Source organism: Sphingobium trunci (assembly GCF_022664535.1).
GTDB lineage: Bacteria > Pseudomonadota > Alphaproteobacteria > Sphingomonadales > Sphingomonadaceae > Sphingobium.
Map to the genome: position 1 here is coordinate 29,264 of NZ_JAKUJY010000007.1, position 19,664 is coordinate 48,927.

A 19,664-nucleotide genomic window follows, 5' to 3' on the forward strand; every position below is an offset into this window, starting at 1 on the left:
GCGGGCCGCACGGAGCCTGATTTGACCACGACTGCCTCTCTCGACCAGGCCCTTGGCTTCACCATCCCCTCGCGCCATGCACGCGGGCGGATCGTGCGGCTGGGTCCGGTCCTCGACGATGTGCTGGCCGCCCATGCCTATCCGCCGCAGATCGAGCGGCTGCTGGCTTCCGCGCTGGTGCTCGCGGCGCTGCTCGGTACGACGCTCAAGGATGCGGGCGGCCAGCTCACCCTTCAGGCGCAGACCGAAAATGGCGTCGTCAGCCTGCTGGTCGCCGACTACAAGGGCGGCGAGGTGCGCGGCTATGCCAAGTTCGACGCCGACCGGCTGGCCGAACTCGGTCCCGATCCGACGCTGTTCGGCCTGTTCGGCAAGGGTTATCTCGCCATCACTTTCGACCAGGCGGTGAGCGGCGAGCGCTATCAGGGCATCGTGCCGCTGGACGGCGAGTCGCTGGCGGACGCGGCGGAACATTATTTCTTCCAGTCCGAACAGATCCCCAGCATCATGCAGATCGCGACCCGCCACGACGCGGGCGAAGGCTGTTTCGCCGCCGGCCTGCTGCTCCAGCATCTGCCCGAAGGCGAAGTCGGACGCGAACGGCTCCACGTCCGCCACGACCATCCCGAATGGGAACATGTGCAGGCACTGGCCCATACGCTGAAGGATACAGAACTGACCGATGGTACCTTGCCGCTGGCCGATATCGTCTGGCGGCTGTTCCATGAAGAGGATGAGGTGCGCGTTACGGAGCCGACAGCGCTTTCCAAGGGGTGCCGCTGCGACCTTGGCCACATCCGCAGCGTGATCGGCCGTTTTCCGGCGGAGGAGCGCGCGGAAATGGCCGACGATCAGGGCATTATCGGGGTCGATTGTGCCTTCTGTTCGCGCATGTTCCCGGTGGCGCTCGACAGTTTCGGACAGGGCTGATCGTCCCATTTTCGCCAGCCGCGCTCCGGCCCGGATTCGTTTCGCTATCAAATTGCCGCAATTCGCAGGCATGACGATCGGCGGAGTCGCATTCCGGCGCGGCTGGCGCGCAACTGATGAGGATTTCGGGAATGGGCTTGCGCACGTTGATATCAGCGTTTGCGATCATGGCGGCGGGCTGGCCCGCTCAGGCGGCTCCGCCCTCGCCACGGCTCGCCAAGGGGCTGGAGCCGGGCGAATGGGAATTGCGCGAACGCGGCGGGGATGGCGATGTCCGGCGCCTCTGCATGTCCGATTTCCGCCAGTTCCTGCAGATTCGACATGCCCGCGCGAGTTGCAGGACCTTCATAGTCAGTGAGACGCCGACCCGGCACGTCGTGACCTACGAATGCGGCGCTGCGGGTAATGGACGCACCGATCTGCGCGTGGAAACCGCGCGGCTTGTCCAGATCCGGTCGCAGGGCATTGCCGAGGGCGCACCCTTCGAATTCGCGATGGAGGGGCGCTGGATCGGCGCCTGCCACTAGACTTGCGCTGATGCGCCGGGAGGGGTAGCGCGGACCCATGGTTGCCCATGAAGGAAAATTTGCCGTCGTTCTGCTGTCGGGCGGACTCGACTCCATGGTCGCGGGCGGGATCGCGCGCGAAGCCGGTTATCGGGTGCTGGCCCTCACCATTGATTATAATCAGCGGCATCGCCTGGAATTGCAGGCTGCCGCCCGGGTCGCGTCGGCGCTCAATGCCCTTTCCCATATCGTCCTGCCGCTCGATCTCAGCGCCTTTGGCGGATCGGCCCTCACGGCGGACATCGCCGTACCCAAGGGCGGCGTGGAGGCGGGCATTCCGATCACCTATGTGCCTGCGCGCAACACCATCTTCCTGTCGCTGACCTTGGGCATGGCGGAGGTTGCGGGTGCAAACGACATCTATATCGGCGTCAACGCGCTCGATTATTCGGGCTATCCCGACTGCCGCCCCGAATTTATCGAGGCCTTCCAGAATATGGCGGCGCTGGCCACCAAGGCGGGCGTCGAGGGCGATCCCGTTCGCATCAACGCGCCGCTCCAGCATATGAGCAAGGCCGATATCGTGCGGGAGGCGCATCGGCTGGGGCTGGACGCCGGGATGAGCTGGTCCTGCTATGACCCGACCCCGGACGGGAAGCATTGCGGCCTGTGCGATAGCTGCCGCCTGCGTTCCAAGGGGTTCGAGGAGGCAGGTCTGCCCGATCCCACCATCTATGCGGTAAAGCCCTGACGCCATGGGCTATGCCGTCAAGGAGATGTTCCTCACCCTTCAGGGGGAGGGCGTCCATGCCGGGCGCCGGGCGGTGTTCCTGCGCTTTGCCGGGTGCAACCTGTGGACCGGGCGGGAACAGGACCGGGCGAGTGCCATCTGCCGCTTTTGCGACACGGATTTCGTCGGCACGGATGGCGAGGGCGGCGGCAGGTTCGCCGATGCCGAGGCTCTGGCTGACGCGGCGCTGGCCTTCTGGGGCGAGGGTGAAGAAGGGCGCTATATCGTCCTGACCGGAGGCGAACCGATGCTCCAGATCGATGATGCGCTGGTCGATGCGCTGCACGCGCGTGGCTTTTCCATCGCGATCGAAAGCAACGGCACCCTGCCCGCGCATCCGGGGCTGGACTGGGTCTGTATCAGTCCCAAGGCGGGAAGTGAGGTCGTCCAGTGCAGCGGCAACGAGCTGAAGCTGGTCTGGCCGCAGCCGGGGCAGGGCCATAGCCTCGCCGATGTGGAGGCTATGGAGGGCTGGGCCTTCGACCATTGGCTGGTTCAGCCGCTCGATGATCCCAGAGCCAGGGAAAATGCGCAGGCGGCGGTCGATCTGGTGATGGCGCGCCCGCGCTGGCGGCTCACGCTCCAGTCGCACAAATATCTGGGATTGCGTTAGGCGCGGCTTGCCTGACTCAGTTGAGGCCGGTCAGGCTTTCGCTGCCGAACATCCGTTCGACCTCCAGCACCAGATCGCGCAGGTGGAAGGGCTTGGACAGGACCTTGGCCTGCGGCACGGCCTTGCCCGCCTTCAGCGTCACGGCGGCAAAGCCCGTGATGAACATGATCCGCATTTCGGGCGCGACGGCGGCGGCATGTTGGGCCAGTTCGATGCCGTCCATTTCCGGCATGACGATATCGGTTAGCAGCAGGTCGAACCGGTCGCTGTTGATATGGGGCACGGCCTCCGCCCCTGTCGACACCGCCACGACCTCATAGCCGGACCGCTCCAGGGCGCGGGCCAGATAGGTGCGCATGCTTTCATCGTCTTCGGCCAATAATATTCGAACCATCGCCCCGTTTGTCTCGCCCCAGGCCCTTTACGGCCGACACACCAGATCGCCCCCTTCGCGGATGGCGTGAAGCGCCTATATATGCGACAAGGTGTAAATATTATCCAGCCGAGTAACCATTTTTGGACGGTGGCGTGTGAAAGGAGTCCCATTGGCACATTCCGCGCCGCCGGTTCCCACCGAATCCACCCCCGCCTATGATCTTTACGAGCCGGAGATGCCGTCCGGCCCGGTCATCATTTCCGTCCCCCATGCGGGCCGCGACTATGATTCGCCCCTGCTCGCCCAGGCGCGGGTAAGCCGGGAGATATTGCAGCGGCTTGAGGACCGTTGGGCCGATCTGATCGCCTATCCCCTGGTCGATCGGGGCTGGCCGGTGCTGGTGGCGCGGGCGCCCAGGGCGATGATCGACCTCAACCGGCATGAGCGGGAGGTCGATCCGGGCATGGTCACCGGCATCCCGCGCGACTGGCCCCTGCAGAGCAGCGCCAAGCTGAGGGGCGGCCTGGGCCTTGTTCCGCGCCGCCTGCCGGGCGCGCATGAGCTGTGGCAGCGGCCGATCGCATGGACGGAAGTCGAGCGCCGGATCGCGCAGATCCACCGGCCTTATCATGCGACGCTGGCGCGGCTGATGCGGACGGCGCGGGAAACCCATGGCCATGCGATCCTGATCGACCTCCATTCCATGCCGCCCCTGCCGCCGCCCGCCGCGGGACAGAAGGCGCCGGACCTGGTGCTGGGCGATCGCTTCGGCCGCAGCGCGTCGGCGCGATTGATGACGCTGGCGGCGGATGTCGCGGCCGGCCATGGACTGATCGCGGCGCAGAACCATCCCTATGCGGGCGATCATATGATCGAACGGCATGGGCGTCCGGCGCAGGGTCTTTATGCGATCCAGCTCGAATGCGACCGACGCCTGTATCTGGACGAGACGCTGGACCGGCCGGGGCCGGGGCTGGCGGATTTGAGCCGGGTCGTTGCCGCCATGGTGGAGGCGCTGGCCCAGGAATTGCCCCGGAGCGGCTATGCGATGGCGGCGGAGTGAAGGCCGTCAGTGGGCTTTGACGAACCGGACGTCCGACCCAGGGGCCTGGGTGACATAGGTGACACGATAGCGGCCTTTGCGACGCGCCGTTTCGCGCCCTTTTCCTGTGGGTTGATCGACGATGGAAAGAGCCGGGGCGGGCATAGCGCGGCCTGGAGGGTGTAGGACAGGAAAAAGCGCCAGTGCGAGTGAGTTCGGGGCGGCGTTGCGTATTTCCCCTCCACCGCGCTTCCTGCTCCAACGCCTGTCGCTCCGGCATGGCGACAGGAAAAAGGGCGGCGCCATGCAGGCACCGCCCTGAATTTCTCCGGCGCAAAGCCGGGAAGCGAGGCCCCGCGGTCGCGAGGCCCTGCATCTTGTCGACCGAACTTACTTGAGTTCGACGGTCGCGCCAGCTTCTTCCAGCTGCTTCTTGACCTTCTCGGCCTCGTCCTTGCTGACGCCTTCCTTGATCGCCTTCGGCGCGCCTTCGACGAGCGCCTTGGCTTCGGTCAGGCCCAGGCCGGTGATGGCGCGGACTTCCTTGATGACGTTGATCTTCTTGCCACCGTCGCCGGTCAGGATCACGTCGAACTCGGTCTGCTCTTCAGCAGCGGCAGCAGCCGGGGCGCCGGCGGCGGGGCCAGCGACGGCGACGGCAGCGGCGGCCGAAACGCCCCACTTTTCTTCCAGGGCCTTCGACAGCTCGGCGGCTTCGAGGACGGTCAGGGCCGACAGCTGGTCGACCAGAGCATTGATATCTGCCATGTTAAATTCCTAAAAAATTGAGTTGAAAACGTTCGTTTCGAAAAGGCGTGGCGATTAGGCCGCGTTCTTTTCCGCATAAGCGTTGAAGACCCGTGCGAGCTGGGCAGCCGGTGCCTGGGTGACGGTCGCGAGCTTGGTCGCGGGCGCAACGAGCAGCCCGACGATCTTCGCACGCAGTTCATCCAGCGACGGCATCGAGGCGAGCGCCTTGACGCCCTCCGCGTTCAGCATCACATCGCCCATCGCGCCGCCAACGATCTCAAGCTTGTCGTTGGTCTTGGCGAATTCGACGGCAACCTTGGCGGCAGCCACCGGATCGGCCGAGGAGGCGAGGCCAACCGGGCCGGTCAGCAGGTCGCTGATGCCGGTATAGTCGGTGCCTTCAAGGGCGATCTTGGCGAGGCGGTTCTTCGTAACCTTGTAGGTGCCGCCGGCTTCCCGCATCTTCTGGCGCAATTGGGTCGACTGGGCGACCGTCATGCCGAGGTTGCGGGTCACGACGACCACGCCAACATCCGCCAGATGTGCGTTCAGCGCGGAAACGACCTCAGCTTTCTGATTACGATCCATGCCATTACTCCACTTCATGTCCGTCCGGAACATCCGGGCGAACGGCAAAACCCGCGACGAATCGCGGGGCATCGAGTCCGAAGGGGAGAGATCGACTGGCCCGAATCCTCAAGAGGGAACAGGCAGACCCGGACAGGCGCAAGACCCGGCCGGCAAAGAACTTTTCCCCGTCTAGGCTGGAAATTAAGAAGGGCATATTCCCTTCACCAACTGTCTCGGACGGAAGACCGCCGGCATTGCTGACGGCGGTCTGCTGCGGGCGCCCTTACAGCGCCTGACAGGCAAAAGCAACGGATAACGAGCACGCCGCTCCCACGGAAGCAGGAAAGCGGAAGACGGCCTACACCCGATCCGCCTGCACCACCGCGTCGAGCGCGCGGAGCGCCGAGAGGATGCGGTTGAGATGCTGGGCGTCGGCCACTTCCAGGTCGATGATGTCGGTGTGGAAGGGGCCTTCGCGGTTCACCAGTTGCAGGTTGAGGATGTTCGCCTTGGTCGCGCCGAACACGTTGGTGACGGCGGCCAGCGCGCCCGGCTGGTTCTTGACGATGACGGAAAGCCGCGCCGTGCCGCCCTTCGACCTGCTGTCCCAGCTCAGGTCCACCCAGTCGTCATCCTGCCCGGCCTCCAGCGAGCGGCAGTCGATGGTGTGGACCTCGATCGGTTCGCCGGTACGGCGGACGCCGACGATGCGGTCGCCCGGAACGGGGTGGCAGCAGTCGCCCAGATGATAGGCGATGCCCGGCGTCAGGCCGCGGATCGACACCGGGGCATGCTGGCGCGGATGGGCTTCCTCCATCCCCTCCGCGCTGGTCGAGCCGGGGACCAGCGCTTCCATCACTTCCGAATCGAGCAGGCGGTGGGTGGCGATGGCGACCATCAGCGAGGCGCGATCGTCCAGCTTCAGCCGCTTCAGGGCGGCCTTGAGCGCCTTGTCGCCCAGTTCGCTCGCCAGTTCGGGGGAGAAGCGGCCGATAATCTCCTCATAGAGCTTCTCGCCCAGCGCCACTTCCTCGCCGCGCTGCTTCTGGCGGATATAGCGGCGGATGGCGGCGCGCGCCTTGCCGGTGACGGCGAAGGTCAGCCAGCCGGGCTGCGGCTCCTGCCCTTCCGATTTCAGGATTTCGACCTGATCGCCATTTTCGAGCGGCGTGCGCAGCGGCACGACGCGCCCGTTGACCTTGGCGCCCACGGTCTGGTTGCCGAGCGAGGTGTGCACCGCATAGGCGAAATCGACCGGCGTCGATCCCTTGGGCAGCTGGTGCAGTTCGCCCTTGGGGGAGAAGGCGAAGATCCGGTCCTGATACATCGCCATGCGGGTATGTTCGAGCAGCTCGTCCGCATCCTGGCTCTGTTCCAGTATCTCGACCAGGTCGCGCAGCCAGGCGGCATGATGGTCGCCCGCATCGCCCTTCTGCTTGTAGGCCCAGTGCGCGGCGAGGCCGAGTTCGGCGTCATGATGCATGTCGCGGCTGCGGATCTGCACCTCTATCCGGGCATTTTCCTGATGGATGACCGTGGTGTGCAGCGAACGGTAGCCGTTGCGCTTGGGCGTCGAGATGTAATCCTTGAACCGGCCCGGCACCATCTTGTAGGTGCGGTGGATGACGCCCAGAGCGCGGTAGCAGTCATCCTCCGTCTCGGTGATGACGCGGAACGCCATGACGTCGGTCAGCTGCTCGAAGCTGATGTGGCGTTCCTGCATCTTCTTCCAGATGGAATAGGGATGTTTCTCGCGGCCCGACACCGTGACCGACAGCCCCTTGCCGCCCAGCAGCAGTTGCAGTTCCGCGCCGATCCGATCGACCTTGTCATGGCCGCCTTCCTTCAGCTGCTCCAGCCGCTTGGTGATGCTGTCATAGGCTTCGGGTTCGAGTTCGCGGAAGGCGAGAAGCTGCATCTCGCGCATGAAGTCGTACATGCCGATCCGCTCGGCGAGCGGGGCGTAGATGTCCATCGTCTCGCGGGCGATGCGGCGGCGCTTCTGCTCATTCTTGATGAAGTGCAGGGTGCGCATATTGTGCAGCCGGTCGGCGAGCTTCACCAGCAGCACCCGGATGTCGTCCGACATGGCGAGCAGGAATTTGCGCAGATTCTCGGCCGCCCGCTCATTTTCGGACATGGCCTCGATCTTCGACAGCTTGGTGACGCCGTCGACCATGCGGGCGACGTCCTTGCCGAAGGCGTGCTCGATCTCCTCATAGGTGACCAGCGTATCCTCTATCGTGTCGTGCAGCAGCGCGGTCACGATGGTCTGGTCGTCCAGGTTGAAGTCGGTCAAGATGCCCGCGACTTCAATCGGATGGCTGAAATAGGGGTCGCCGCTGGCGCGTTTCTGGCTGCCATGTTTCTGGACCGAAAACACATAGGCACGGTTGATCATCGCTTCGTCCGCGTCGGGATCGTAGCGTTTCACACGTTCGACAAGTTCATACTGGCGTAGCATTGTTTCCCGATTGTCCGCTCTGCCCCTTGCAGTGCAACAAAAAAATCCCATTTCACAAAAACGCGCTGCACTTTTGCAACAGCGATGGCTTTGAGCTATCTATGGGACCCATGAAGCATAATCTGGCGCAGGATCTGCAACAATGCGCGCTTCCGAGCGCGCTGGAGGCCATGGGCGAACGCTGGTCGTTCCTGATCCTGAGGGGTGCCCTGTCGGGCATTCGCCATTTCGAGGATTTCCAGTCGATCCTGGGCATCGCCCGCAACATCCTGGCCAATCGCCTCGCCCGGCTGGTCGAAAACGGCATATTGGTGCGCCAGCCGATGCAGTGCGACCGGCGCAAGGTGGAATATCGGCTGACCGAAAAAGGGCAGGATCTGGCGCCCGCCATGATCGCGCTGCGCCAGTGGGGCGAGAAATGGGGCTGCGGTCCCATCGCCTGCCAGGTGCTGGCCGACAGCCGCGACCGGCAGCCGATCCGCAAGATGGCCATCCAGGCGCATGACGGCCGCACGCTGGACCTGAGCGACCTGGTGTGGCTGTGCATCGATGAGGAAACGCCGGTCGCGGCTGCGCCCGTGCCTGAAACGGTGCCGGAAACGGTGAAGGCGGCCTGACGGAGCGCTTGGTTTTGACGAGGGGCCGTCGTCGTCCCGAAAACCGGGCCGTGTAAAAAAACCGGTTCCCACTTTTTCGCCTGATGCTCTAGTCTGACCGCAATGTCAGTGCATCGCTTCCAACCGCAGCCCTTCTTCGCGGACAAGAACCGCGCTTTCTGGAACCTCCAGTCGCTGGGCTGGGCCGGGGCCTTCCTGCTGCGCGGTTCATCGACCATCGCCAACGGGCAGCCGCTTTCCAGCCTGATTCCGGTGATGATCTCGACCGTGTCGGGCTATTCGGTGACGCTGCTGATCGCGGTGGTGTTCCGCTTCCTGCAACGGCAGCGGCCGATCATCACCTGGGGCGCGTCGATCGTGACGGTGGTCGTGGCGGCGGGGCTGGTGGCCTTCATCGACGCCTGGGTGTTCTCGACCCAGAACCGGGGCAGCGAGACGGCGGGGCTGCAACTGTTCCTGGGCGCCTTCTATCTCAGCATGACATTGCTGGGGGCCTGGTCCGCGCTTTATTATGCGATCAATTTCTACCTGACGGTGGAGGAGCAGGCGGACCAGCTGCTGCGGCTGGAAAACCAGGCGTCGAGCGCGCAGCTGGCGATGCTGCGTTACCAGCTCAACCCGCATTTCCTGTTCAATACGCTCAACAGCATTTCGACCCTGGTGCTGCTGAAGCAGACCGACCGGGCCAATGCGATGCTCTCGCGCCTGTCCTCCTTCCTGCGCTATACGCTGATCAACGAGCCGACCGCGCAGGTGACGATCGAGCAGGAGATCGAGACGCTGAAACTCTATCTCGAAATCGAAAAGATGCGGTTCGAGGACCGTTTGCGGCCCGTCTTTCACATCGATCCGGCGGTGGCGCAGTCGCGCCTGCCCTCGCTGCTGCTCCAGCCGCTGGTCGAAAATGCCATCAAATATGCGGTCACGCCCAAGGAGGAGGGGGCCGAAATCTCCGTCACGGCGCAGCCTGCCGGTGAAAATGTCCGGATCATCGTATCCGACACGGGTCCGGGATTGAATGAGGGGTTCACCCGCCCGAACAATCCTGTCAGCGAAGGAACGGGCGTCGGCCTGGCGAATATCCGCGACCGCCTGATTCAGGCCTTCGGGGAACGACAGAGCTTCGAAACGCGTTCCACGCCAGGCGGCTTTTCGGTCCTGATCGAAATGCCGCTTAACCTGGATGAACCATCGAGAGTGGCCGCATGACCATCAGAACAATCCTCGTCGACGACGAAAGCCTGGCTATCCAAGGCCTCAAGCTGCGTCTGGAAGCGCATGAGGATGTCGAAATCGTAGAAACCTGTTCCAACGGCCGTGAAGCGATCCGCGCCATCAAGACGCACAAACCCGACCTTGTGTTCCTCGACATTCAGATGCCCGGTTTCGACGGCTTTTCCGTCGTGCAGGGGCTGATGGAGGTCGAACCCCCGCTCTTCATCTTCTGCACCGCCTATAGCGACCATGCCATCCGCGCCTTCGAGGCGCAGGCGGTCGACTATCTGATGAAGCCGGTGGAGGAGGGACGGCTGGCCGACGCGCTGGACCGGGTGCGCCAGCGCCTGTCGGAAAGGCGGCAGGTGCAGGAAGCCGAGAAACTGCGCGAGGTGCTGGCGGAGGTCGCGCCCGACGCGATGACCGAATTCGACTCCGGCGACGAGGATGCGCCGGCCGCCAACCGCTTCGAAAAACTTATCAACATCAAGGATCGCGGGCAGATTTTCCGCGTGGACGTGGATTCGATCGAGCGGATCGACGCGGCGGGCGACTATATGTGCATCTATACCGCCGACAATTCGCTGATCCTGCGCGAGACGATGAAGGATCTGGAAAAGCGGCTCGACCCGCGCAATTTCCAGCGGGTGCACCGCTCCACCATCGTCAATCTGAGCCAGGTGCGGCAGGTGAAGCCGCATACCAACGGCGAATGCTTCCTGGTGCTGGAATCCGGCGCGCAGGTAAAGGTCAGCCGCTCCTATCGCGACGTGGTGGCGCGGTTCGTGCACTGACGCTTAACGGAACACCCATTGCCGGTTGAGGCCGAACACCACGGCCGGCGTCACGAAGACCATGGCCGGGATGGGCGACCATTCCGGCCATCGCATATGGGTGACGCACAGCCACACCCAGAGCGCGTTCAGCGCATAGCTGATGAGCGATACCGCGAGGAAGCGGAAACCGCGCGCCGCCTGGTTGTCGCGGCCGCCATGGCCGCGGAAGGTGAAGGCGCTGTGCGTGACATAGCCGATCAGCACCGCCGCCAGATAGCCGATGCCGTTGGCGACCTGCGGATGCAGGCCGACCGGCGCCGCCAGCGTCCAGTAGATCGTCGCCTGGCAGGCGGTCACGAACAGCCCTGTCAGGCCGTATCGGACGATCTGCCAGAACAGGGCTTGCTGATGCGGTGTCAAGATTTGGAGGATTTTCATGCCGCCCCGTTGCGCTTTGATGCGGAGCCTCTAAAGCGGATTTCGTTTTCACGAAACCGCCTTGGATGTTTTTGATGCCGCATTTTCTGAGCCATCGACCGATAGCGGTCGAGTGGAAAATGCTGTGATCGGGCGCCCATGAACCTGCAAGGCTGGCCTGCCGTGCGTTCGCGCGCCGCGTTCCTGGCGGGGAAATTCTCCGCCTATGCCGATCGCCACTGGAAATGGCTGACGCTGCTGCTGTGGATCGCCCTGATGGCCGGGTTCCTGGTGGTGCGCTGGCCGCAGATCCACTGGCTCACTCTGAGCGATACCGACGACAATATCCGTTTCGTGCAGGTGAAGGACTGGCTGGCGGGGCAAGGCTGGTACGATCTGCGCCAATATCGGCTCGATCCGCCCGCGGGCTTCAACATCCACTGGTCGCGGCTGGTGGACCTGCCGATCGCGGGGCTGATGCTGTTCTTCCGCGCCTTCCTCGACCAGGGGCTGGCGGACCGGCTGGCCTGCGGCATCGCGCCGATGATCCCGATCCTGCCGCTGATGCTGGGGCTGGGCTTCATCGCCCGGCGGCTGGCGGGGGGCAATAGCTGGATATTGGCGGCCGCCGCGCCCTTCGCCGCGCAGATGGGCATCAGCATGTTCATGCCCATGCGGATCGACCATCATGGCTGGCAGCTCGCCCTCACCGTGCTGATGCTGGCCGGGCTGATCGATCGCAACTGGCTGCGCGGCGGGATCGTCGCCGGGGTCAGCAGCGCGCTTTCCATCGCCATCGGCATGGAGATGATCGTCTACCTGGCGGCAGGCGGCGCGTTGATCGCATTGCGCTGGGTGTTCAAGGATGGCGCGGCGCGGCGGATGCTGCCCTATGCGTTGAGCCTGACCGGCGCGACGTCGCTCTGCTTCCTGGTCTTTGCCAGCCATGCCAACCGCCAGATGGTGTGCGACGCGATCTCGCCCATCTGGGTCGCGATCTTCGCGGCGGCTTCGGCGGGGATGGTGCTGCTGGCGTTGCTGCCGCTCAGGAACTGGCCCGCGCGCCTGGGTGCGGGCATCTTGGTCGGCGCGGCGGTGGCGGCCTTTGCCTGGCTGAACTGGCCGCAATGCCTGTCGGGCGCCTATCAGATCTCGCCCGAATTGCAGAAGCTCTGGCTCGCCAATATCCGCGAGGCCAAGCCGATCAGCGTCCAGCCCTGGAGCCTGATCGTGCCGTTGATGGCGATTCCGGTCGCGGGCGTCATCGGCCTTGTCTGGGCATTGTGGGATTCGCGGCGCGACGGCGACCGGCTCTGGGCCTGGGCGACGGTGGGGCTGATGATGCTGTTTTCGACCGCCCTGCTGTTCTGGCAACTGCGCGCCGGGCCTGCGGCGCAGTTGCTGGCGATCCCGCCCGCGGCCTGGGCGGCCTATCGCCTGCTCTGCCTGATCGGGACGGGGCGCCCGCTGGTGCGGGGGCTGGCGCTGCTGGGGACCGCGCTGGTCGCCGTGGTGGTCTTCGCGACCCCGCTCTATCCGCAGATGAACGCGCTCTGGGCCAGGGCGACGGGCGAGGCGCCCAAGCCGCAAAAGCCGGCCGTCGCCACCCGCAAGGCCGCGATCAACAAGGCCAATGGCCGTTGCCGCACGCTGCCCGTGCTGGAGGTGCTGAACCAGCTTCCGCCCGCGACCATCTTCACCATGGTGGATCTGGGGCCGCGCCTGATCGCGACGACCCACCATAGCGCGGTCGCCGGTCCCTATCATCGCAACGGGGCGGTGATTCTGGACATGCACCATGCCTATGACGGGCCGGCGGACGCGTTCCGGCCGATCGCGGCGAAACATCATGCGACCTATCTGCTGGTCTGTCCCGGCTTCCCGGAAGGCACCATCTACCAGTCGCGCAGCCCCAGGGGCTTCTACGCCGGGCTGATGCGGGGGGAGGTGCCGGACTGGCTTCATCCCGTCCCGCTCAGGACGGGCCTGACGCTGCCCTACACCCTCTATCGCATCGATTATGGACGGCGTCCGTCATCAGCGTCGGGCGACGAAAAAGTCCCGCAGCAGCGCTGAGGCCTCCGCTGCGGCGATATCGCCATAGACTTCGGGCCGGTGCAGGCACTGCGGCTGGTTGAAAAGCCGCGGGCCCTGCTCGATCGCGCCGCCCTTGGGGTCGGGCGCGGCATAATAGAGCCGGGCGATCCGGGCGTGGGAAATGGCTCCCGCGCACATGGGACAGGGTTCCAGCGTCACCCAGAGATCGCAGCCGGTGAGGCGAAAATCCCCGATATGGGCGGCGGCGGAGCGGATCGCGACGATTTCGGCATGGGCGGTGGGGTCCTTGTCGCGGCGGTTGCGATTCTCGCCCTCACCGATGATCCGGCCGTCCAGCGTCACGACCGCGCCGATCGGCACTTCGCCCGCCTCCTGCGCGGCGCGGGCGAGGTCAAGGGCGCGCCGCATGGGGTCGGGCAGGGGAAAGGGCGGTGGCATGCCATCGCCCTTACAGCATCGGCCCGGAAAGGGACAATCAGGGTTTCTTGACGTCGACGGTCGGCACCTCGACCGTTTCCTTGCGCTTGCCGACCTCCACCTTGGCCACATTGGCCTCATATTTGGGCAGGGTGCCGCCCTTGACCGCGATTTCGGGCAGGCGCCCTTCCTGCGTTTTCTGCAGGTCGATGAAGCCGGTCGCGACGCCCGCGCCCAGCAGGAGCAATATGATCAGCAAAAGGCCACCAATGAATCGCATTTCCGCCTCCTGTCGGTTAAGGGGGAGAACGTCCCGGAGTCGGAAAGGGTTGCGCATGTGATCCCGGAAAGGCTCCCGGCGGGTTGACGGCGGGATGGAATCCCGTTATCGGCGCCGCTTTCCGAACGAACCCGAATTACAAGGTTGATTGACTATGTCGCGCATTTGCGAGCTGACCGGCAAGGGCCGCCAGGTGGGTCACAATGTTTCCCACGCCAACAACAAGACCAAGCGTGTGTTCCTGCCCAACCTGCAGAACGTGTCGCTGATCTCCGAAGCGCTGGAAACGACCGTGAAGCTGCGCGTGTCGACCCATGGTCTGCGTTCGGTCGAGCATAATGGCGGCCTGGACAACTGGCTGCTGAAGACCAGCGACGACAAGCTGTCGCTGAAGGCGCGCCGCCTGAAGCGCGACATCGCGAAGAAGAAGGCCGCCGTCGCGGCCTGATCGCTTTCGCTTCGTTCGCACGGGAGCGGTCCGGAAACGGGCCGCTTTTTTGCGTTGCGCGATCGGCTTGGAATCCATTTCAGGCCGTTTTTGGCCATTGGCTCACAAATTCAGTCCAGTGCGAATTTGAGCAGCAGGGTGCGCTGGAAAAATTCGTGATTGTCGTCGGATGCGATCCAGACGATGCGGCGTCGGCCTTCCCGGCTGATCGCCAGCCCTTCGAAATTGTCGGCCAGGAGCGGCGGAGCCAGCCGGGCGAGGCTGTGCGCCTTCAGCCTGTCGCCGGGCCGTGGATGATCGGGCAGTTCGATGATCGCCAGCGTGGCCGTGAACAGCTCCTGCAGGGTCAGCCGCCGATTCAGCACCAGCATGTGCCGGTCGTCGAGCGCCACGGCGTCGGTCGGCCGGTAGCCGCGTGGCGGCACGTAGCGCAGATGGATCGGCGCGCGCGTGGCGCTGTCCGCCGGGTCACCGCCGAACAGCAGCGCGTCGTGGCTGCCATCCGCGGTCATGCCCATTTCCGCGATCGCCAGAAAGCGGCCGTCGGGCAGGCGGGCCAGTGATTCGATGGAGCCGGTTTCCGGCCAGGCCTCGATCTCCGGCCAGACGCGGCACGCCTCGACCCGCGCAAAGCCGGGCGAATAGCGGCAGATCATCTGCTGCAGCTCGAACCCCACCCAATAGCGGTCGCTGGCCGGATCGTGGGCCATGGCTTCCGAATCCCAGGCCCACCATGGCTTGTCACGGTCCTGCGGGCGGATGGGAAGCGGGGCGATGAACGGGTGGCGGGCCGGTTTGCCGGGGCCGATATGAAAGCCCATCAGCGTGCCGGAATCGCTCAGGGCCAATATCTGCCCGTCCGGTTCGGCCAGGAGCGAGGATATGCCGCCAAAGCCGCTATGCCTGGCCCTGAGCTGCCAGCCGCCCAGATAGGTGAGGCGGCCAAGCCTGCGCAGCATGGGGTCGGCGGTGCTGAGCGGCAGGGGCTGGGCATTCACCAGCAGCGGGCCGGGTCCGAACAGTTCGGGCTTGTTCTTGTGCGGCGCCGGGAGAAGCAGGATCGCGAGCAGCAGGACGATCAGGATTCGGCGCATCGTTTCCCGCCATAGGGGAATATCGCCTGCCGTGCAGCAGCGCAGTTTTTCCCTTCGCGCCCGTTCAGGTAGCCGGTTGGTGCTGGCGGAGGGGCCGGTGTCGAATCGCTGGCTTTTCGAACGGAAAAGCGGGAAAATAGGGGCGCTTTGGCGAAGCCGGACTCCGTTGCCATGCTGAACCGCCGCTGACACCGCCATTCAGGCTCGGCTCAACGCGAATCGGGCAAAAGGGCTTCAATCGATGGTGAGTCTCTCTTTCGAGGACCTGCCTTCAATGATGGCTGATTGAGGAGCAACGCCATGAAGACCAAGTTTCTGATCAATATGGGGGCGGCGCTGGCGATGGGCGCTGCATCCCTGGCTGTCACCGCGGCGCCTGCACAGGCGCGGGACGGATGGGGCCACCGCTATGAGCGCGGCGACTATTATCGCGGCGACGGGGGCTATCGTGGCTATCGCGACGGCTATTATCGGGGTGGCGGCGGCTATTATCGCGACGATTATTACCGGGGCTATCGCGGTTATCGCGGCGGCTATCGCTGCCGGGACAACGGCACCGGCGGCACCATCATCGGCGCGATCGCCGGTGGCCTGCTGGGCAATGAGATCGGCAAGGGCAGCGGCCGTTATGGCCGTCGCGGGGACGGCACGACGGGCGCCATCATCGGCGCGGGCGTCGGTGCGCTGGCGGGCCGGGCGATCGACCGGGATTGCTGAACCAGCCACCGCGACAGGAATGAGGGCCGCTCCATCGGGGCGGCCCTTTCATTTGGCGGGACGTTCATGCCCTCTTTGCCCAAAGGAAAAGGCCGCCCCGTTTCCGGCGCGGCCTCTTCCAGATATTCCCGGTAAGGGGAATTACATCGCGTTCGAAGCGGCGTTCGAAGCAGCGTTGGTGGCGTTCGCAGCGGCGTTGCCGGCGTTGTCGGCGGCGTTCATCGCGGCGTTCATGGCGTTGTCGGCAGCATTCGAAGCGTTCTCGGCAGCGTTGGCCGAAGCGTTGGCGGCATTGTCCGCGCTCTTCGAGCAGGCGGCGAGGCCGAGCGAGGCAGCGAGAACGAGCGAAAGAGCAATCGACTTGGTCATGGGTTAACCCCTCTCTGAGAATAAAAACCGTGCAGACCACTCTCGGAGAAAAGTTCACCCCCCATTGCGTCTGCGCGCCGATTCGTAATGAATCCGGTGACTCATGGCAATCCCAATCATGCGTTGACGCCGCGATCCAGGGAGATGAGGGAGGCGAAGGGGTCGGTTTGAACGGCCATTGACGCATATAAAGATTTCTTTATATGATCCTGCCATGAGCGCTGCACTCGACATTTTCCGGGCATTGGGCGACCCGACGCGTCTGCGCATCATCCATCTTCTGCGTGCCATGGAGCTGGCCGTGGGCGAGATCGCGCAGGTCGTCGGGCAAAGCCAGCCGCGCGTCTCGCGCCATGTCCGCATCCTTGCCGAAGCCGGTCTGGTCGAGCGGCGCAAGGAAGGCAACTGGGTTTTCCTGCGGCTGGGCCGGGGAGCGGAAATCGCGCCTTTCCTGACGCTTTTCGACCAGCTTGTCCCGTCCGAGGGCGAACTGCTGTGGCAGAAGGCCGACCTGGCCCGGCTGGCGGCGGTGCGGGCCGATCGGGCGCAGGCGGCCGAGAGCTATTTTGCCGAACATGCCGAGGAATGGGACGCGATCCGCTCGCTCCATGTGCCGGAGGGCGATGTGGAACAGGCCATGACGGCGCTGCTGGGGGCGGAGCCGATCGGCCATCTGCTCGATATCGGCACCGGCACCGGGCGGATGATCGAACTGTTCGGTCCTTCGGCCGATCAGGTGACGGCGCTGGATCGCAGCCCCGACATGCTGCGGCTGGCGCGCGCCAAGCTGCCCGAGGATGCGGGCGACAAATATGCGCTGGTGCTGGGCGATTTCGCCGCCCTGCCGCTCGCGCCGGGCAGCGTCGACATGGTGGTCTTCCATCAGGTGCTGCATTATGCGCAGGCGCCCGAGACGGTGATCGCGGAGGCGGCGCGGGTGACGGCGGCGGGCGGCCGGGTGCTGATCGCCGATTTCGCGGCGCATGAGCGGGAGGAGCTGCGGCTGCGCGACCAGCATGCGCGGCTGGGCTTTTCCGACGGGCAGATCGAAAGCTGGTTCGCGGATGCGGGCCTGGAACTGGAGCGGGTGGAGGTGCTGCCCGGCCAGGAACTGACGGTACAACTATGGCTGGGACGGCGCCGGGGCGCGCGCGTCCTGCCGATCGAAGGACGACTTTCCGCATGACCTTGAGCTTCCCCTCCGTCGAAGAGGCCCGGCGCGCGCTCGATGCGCCGCTCTATGCCGATCTGGCGGGCGACCTGAATGTGAGCTTCGAATTCTTCCCGCCCAAGACGGAGAAGATGGAGGAGCAGCTCTGGTCCGCGATCCAGACGCTGACGCCGCTGGCCCCCAAATTCGTGTCGGTGACCTATGGCGCTGGCGGTTCGACGCGGGAGCGGACGCACAATACGGTAGCACGGATCGCGAAGAAAACGCCCCTGTCGGCGGCGGCGCACCTGACCTGCGTGGCGGCGAGCAGGGCGGAGATCGACGAGGTGGCCGACGCCTATTGGGAAGCGGGCGTGCGGCATATCGTGGCGCTGCGCGGCGATCCGCCCGAAGCGGGAACGAAGTTCGAACCGCATCCGGACGGCTACAAGGGCGCGGCGGAACTGGTCGCGGGGCTGGTGAAGCGCCATCCGTTCGAGATTTCGGTGGCGGCTTATCCCGAGACCCATCCCGATGCCCTGAGCGCGCAGAGCGATATCGATAATCTCAAGCGCAAGCTGGATGCGGGGGCGTCGCGGGCGATCACGCAATTCTTCTTCGAGCCGGATACCTTCTTCCGTTTCCGCGACACGGCGGCAGCGGCCGGGATCGACGCCGACATCATCCCCGGCATCATGCCGGTCAGCAATTTCGCGGCGGTCCAGCGCATGTCGGCCATGTGCAACACCGACGTGCCGGGCTGGATGGGCAAGCTGTTCGAGGGGCTGGACGACCTGCCCGCCGCGCGGCAGCTCGTGTCCGCGACGCTGGCGGCGGAACTGTGCCGCAAGCTTTACGCGGGCGGCGTGCGCGACTTTCATTTCTATACGCTCAACCGGGCGGAACTGAGCTATGCGATCTGTCATCTGCTCGGACTGCGACCGGCGACATTGGAGAAAACGGCATGACCGCCGAGGAACGCTTCCGCGCCGTTGCGGCGGAAAAGATCATGATCTTCGACGGCGGCTACGGCACGTCGATCCAGAAACATGGGCTGACCGAGGCGGATTATCGCGGTTCGCTCGATCTGGCGAAGGACCAGAAGGGCAATAACGACCTGCTCTGCCTGACCCGGCCGGATATCGTCGAGGGCATCCATAGCGCCTATCTCGACGCCGGCGCCGACATGATCGAGACCAACACCTTTTCCTCCACCAAGATCGCCATGGCCGATTATGGCTGCGAGCATCTGGTGCGGGAAATCAACATCGCCGCCGCCCGGATCGCGCGCAAGGCGTGCGAGGCGGCGAGCGCGAAGGATGGGCGCCCGCGCTTCGTGGCGGGGTCGATCGGGCCGACGAACAAGACGCTGTCGATCTCCCCGGACGTGAACGATCCTGCCTATCGCGAGGTCGATTATGATACGCTGAAGGCCGACTATCGCGAGCAGTGCGATGCGCTGATCGAAGGCGGGGTCGACTTCCTGCTGGTCGAGACCTGTTTCGACACGTTGAACGCCAAGGCGGCGGGCATGGCCGCGCGCGAGGCCGAGGCGGCGGCGGGGCGGCCGGTGCCGCTGATGCTCAGCTTCACCATCACCGACATGTCGGGGCGCAACCTATCGGGGCATACGATCAACGCCTTCTGGTATTCGCTGCGGCACCTTAAACCCCTGACCATCGGCGTGAACTGCGCCTTCGGGGCGGATTTGCTGCGGCCTTATTTGAGTGAACTGGCGAAGAATGCGGATACACTGATCCTGGCCTATCCCAATGCGGGCCTGCCCAATGAGCTTGGGCAATATGACGAGCTGCCGGAAACGACGGCCAGCCTCATCCGCCAGTGGGTGGATGAGGGGCTGGTCAATATGGTCGGCGGCTGCTGCGGCACCACGCCCGCGCATATCGGCGCGGTGGCGAAGGCGCTGGCCGGGCACAAGCCCAGGCAAGTGCCCGAATTGCCGGTGGTGACGCGGTTGGCCGGGCTCGAGCCCATGCATATCGCCGCGTAAGATGTAACCGTCATCCCAGCGAAAGCTGGGATCTCGTGCCTCCAGGGGCGCGCT

Annotated in this window: 23 protein-coding genes; 14 read left to right on the forward strand and 9 right to left on the reverse strand. The window is 64.7% G+C overall.

Annotated features, from left to right (window positions below; genetic code table 11):
* The first annotated feature begins 21 nt into the window (after window positions 1–21).
* The 4 genes from hslO (at window position 22) to queE (ending at window position 2,839) form a co-directional block, all read left to right on the forward strand.
* Entirely contained in the window at window positions 22–930 is a 909-nt protein-coding gene (gene hslO / locus MJ601_RS08270) for an Hsp33 family molecular chaperone HslO (protein WP_242125247.1), read from the forward strand.
* 131 nt (window positions 931–1,061) lie between these two features.
* Window positions 1,062–1,457 carry a DUF3617 domain-containing protein gene (locus MJ601_RS08275; protein ID WP_242125249.1) on the forward strand — a complete coding sequence of 132 codons (396 nt, stop codon included), beginning with the start codon at window positions 1,062–1,064 and terminating at the stop codon, window positions 1,455–1,457.
* A 37-nt stretch (window positions 1,458–1,494) separates the two neighbouring features.
* Complete coding sequence (gene queC / locus MJ601_RS08280; RefSeq protein WP_242125251.1) at window positions 1,495–2,187, forward strand: 7-cyano-7-deazaguanine synthase QueC; 693 nt, start codon at window positions 1,495–1,497, stop codon at window positions 2,185–2,187.
* A 4-nt stretch (window positions 2,188–2,191) separates the two neighbouring features.
* Window positions 2,192–2,839 carry a 7-carboxy-7-deazaguanine synthase gene (gene queE / locus MJ601_RS08285; RefSeq protein WP_242125253.1) on the forward strand — a complete coding sequence of 216 codons (648 nt, stop codon included), beginning with the start codon at window positions 2,192–2,194 and terminating at the stop codon, window positions 2,837–2,839.
* Window positions 2,840–2,855: 16 nt separating this feature from the next.
* On the opposite strand, the gene cpdR is transcribed toward queE, so the two are convergent.
* Complete coding sequence (gene cpdR / locus MJ601_RS08290; RefSeq protein ID WP_242125255.1) at window positions 2,856–3,233, reverse strand: cell cycle two-component system response regulator CpdR; 378 nt, start codon at window positions 3,231–3,233, stop codon at window positions 2,856–2,858.
* A 151-nt stretch (window positions 3,234–3,384) separates the two neighbouring features.
* Between cpdR and MJ601_RS08295 the strand changes: the two genes are divergently transcribed.
* A complete protein-coding gene (locus tag MJ601_RS08295; protein ID WP_242125257.1) occupies window positions 3,385–4,278 on the forward strand; it encodes an N-formylglutamate amidohydrolase in 894 nt (297 codons plus the stop codon).
* A 369-nt stretch (window positions 4,279–4,647) separates the two neighbouring features.
* Here MJ601_RS08295 and rplL read toward each other — a convergent pair whose 3' ends face one another.
* From rplL to MJ601_RS08310, 3 genes are all read right to left on the reverse strand, one after another.
* A complete protein-coding gene (gene rplL / locus MJ601_RS08300) occupies window positions 4,648–5,025 on the reverse strand; it encodes a 50S ribosomal protein L7/L12 (RefSeq protein WP_046761890.1) in 378 nt (125 codons plus the stop codon).
* A 54-nt stretch (window positions 5,026–5,079) separates the two neighbouring features.
* The gene (rplJ, locus tag MJ601_RS08305; protein ID WP_242125259.1) at window positions 5,080–5,595 is read right to left on the reverse strand and encodes a 50S ribosomal protein L10; all 516 of its coding nucleotides are present in this window, start codon (window positions 5,593–5,595) and stop codon (window positions 5,080–5,082) included.
* Window positions 5,596–5,935: 340 nt separating this feature from the next.
* Window positions 5,936–8,041: a RelA/SpoT family protein gene (locus MJ601_RS08310; protein WP_242125261.1), complete on the reverse strand. Its 2,106-nt coding sequence runs from the start codon at window positions 8,039–8,041 to the stop codon at window positions 5,936–5,938.
* A gap of 110 nt (window positions 8,042–8,151) precedes the next feature.
* Between MJ601_RS08310 and MJ601_RS08315 the strand changes: the two genes are divergently transcribed.
* The 3 genes from MJ601_RS08315 to MJ601_RS08325 all read left to right on the forward strand — a co-directional run bounded on the left by MJ601_RS08315 (window position 8,152) and on the right by MJ601_RS08325 (window position 10,667).
* Entirely contained in the window at window positions 8,152–8,658 is a 507-nt protein-coding gene (locus MJ601_RS08315) for a winged helix-turn-helix transcriptional regulator (RefSeq protein ID WP_242125263.1), read from the forward strand.
* A 102-nt stretch (window positions 8,659–8,760) separates the two neighbouring features.
* Window positions 8,761–9,867 carry a sensor histidine kinase gene (locus MJ601_RS08320; protein ID WP_242125265.1) on the forward strand — a complete coding sequence of 369 codons (1,107 nt, stop codon included), beginning with the start codon at window positions 8,761–8,763 and terminating at the stop codon, window positions 9,865–9,867.
* Window positions 9,864–10,667 carry a LytR/AlgR family response regulator transcription factor gene (locus tag MJ601_RS08325; protein ID WP_242125267.1) on the forward strand — a complete coding sequence of 268 codons (804 nt, stop codon included), beginning with the start codon at window positions 9,864–9,866 and terminating at the stop codon, window positions 10,665–10,667. Before MJ601_RS08320 ends, MJ601_RS08325 begins: the two co-directional genes overlap by 4 nt.
* A gap of 3 nt (window positions 10,668–10,670) precedes the next feature.
* Here MJ601_RS08325 and MJ601_RS08330 read toward each other — a convergent pair whose 3' ends face one another.
* Window positions 10,671–11,087, reverse strand: a complete 417-nt coding sequence (locus MJ601_RS08330; protein WP_242125270.1) for a GtrA family protein — start codon at window positions 11,085–11,087, stop codon at window positions 10,671–10,673.
* Between the two features lie 138 nt (window positions 11,088–11,225).
* Between MJ601_RS08330 and MJ601_RS08335 the strand changes: the two genes are divergently transcribed.
* Window positions 11,226–13,142: a hypothetical protein gene (locus MJ601_RS08335; protein WP_242125272.1), complete on the forward strand. Its 1,917-nt coding sequence runs from the start codon at window positions 11,226–11,228 to the stop codon at window positions 13,140–13,142.
* Here MJ601_RS08335 and MJ601_RS08340 read toward each other — a convergent pair.
* On the reverse strand, window positions 13,104–13,562 hold the full coding sequence (locus tag MJ601_RS08340; RefSeq protein ID WP_242125275.1) for a nucleoside deaminase: 459 nt from the start codon (window positions 13,560–13,562) through the stop codon (window positions 13,104–13,106). The two genes, MJ601_RS08335 and MJ601_RS08340, sit on opposite strands and share 39 nt — an antisense overlap.
* Before the next feature lie 37 nt (window positions 13,563–13,599).
* Window positions 13,600–13,821, reverse strand: a complete 222-nt coding sequence (locus MJ601_RS08345) for a hypothetical protein (RefSeq protein WP_242125277.1) — start codon at window positions 13,819–13,821, stop codon at window positions 13,600–13,602.
* 154 nt (window positions 13,822–13,975) lie between these two features.
* Between MJ601_RS08345 and rpmB the strand changes: the two genes are divergently transcribed.
* Complete coding sequence (gene rpmB / locus MJ601_RS08350; protein ID WP_007687480.1) at window positions 13,976–14,269, forward strand: 50S ribosomal protein L28; 294 nt, start codon at window positions 13,976–13,978, stop codon at window positions 14,267–14,269.
* A 110-nt stretch (window positions 14,270–14,379) separates the two neighbouring features.
* On the opposite strand, the gene MJ601_RS08355 is transcribed toward rpmB, so the two are convergent.
* Window positions 14,380–15,363: an esterase-like activity of phytase family protein gene (locus MJ601_RS08355; RefSeq protein WP_242125279.1), complete on the reverse strand. Its 984-nt coding sequence runs from the start codon at window positions 15,361–15,363 to the stop codon at window positions 14,380–14,382.
* A gap of 300 nt (window positions 15,364–15,663) precedes the next feature.
* Here MJ601_RS08355 and MJ601_RS08360 point away from each other — a divergent pair, with 300 nt between their 5' ends.
* Window positions 15,664–16,080: a glycine zipper 2TM domain-containing protein gene (locus MJ601_RS08360; RefSeq protein WP_242125281.1), complete on the forward strand. Its 417-nt coding sequence runs from the start codon at window positions 15,664–15,666 to the stop codon at window positions 16,078–16,080.
* 141 nt (window positions 16,081–16,221) lie between these two features.
* Here the strand turns inward: MJ601_RS08360 and MJ601_RS08365 are convergent, their stop codons facing one another.
* Complete coding sequence (locus tag MJ601_RS08365) at window positions 16,222–16,449, reverse strand: circumsporozoite protein (RefSeq protein WP_242125283.1); 228 nt, start codon at window positions 16,447–16,449, stop codon at window positions 16,222–16,224.
* Between the two features lie 214 nt (window positions 16,450–16,663).
* Here MJ601_RS08365 and MJ601_RS08370 point away from each other — a divergent pair, with 214 nt between their 5' ends.
* From MJ601_RS08370 to MJ601_RS08380, 3 genes are read left to right on the forward strand one after another with little or no spacing between them, the layout of a single operon-like run.
* On the forward strand, window positions 16,664–17,635 hold the full coding sequence (locus MJ601_RS08370) for an ArsR/SmtB family transcription factor (protein ID WP_242125285.1): 972 nt from the start codon (window positions 16,664–16,666) through the stop codon (window positions 17,633–17,635).
* On the forward strand, window positions 17,632–18,567 hold the full coding sequence (metF, locus tag MJ601_RS08375) for a methylenetetrahydrofolate reductase (protein ID WP_242125287.1): 936 nt from the start codon (window positions 17,632–17,634) through the stop codon (window positions 18,565–18,567). The genes MJ601_RS08370 and metF overlap by 4 nt, the downstream gene beginning before the upstream one ends.
* Window positions 18,564–19,610, forward strand: coding sequence for a homocysteine S-methyltransferase family protein (locus tag MJ601_RS08380; protein ID WP_242125289.1), 1,047 nt, complete (start codon window positions 18,564–18,566; stop codon window positions 19,608–19,610). The genes metF and MJ601_RS08380 overlap by 4 nt, the downstream gene beginning before the upstream one ends.
* The last annotated feature ends 54 nt before the right edge of the window (window positions 19,611–19,664 follow it).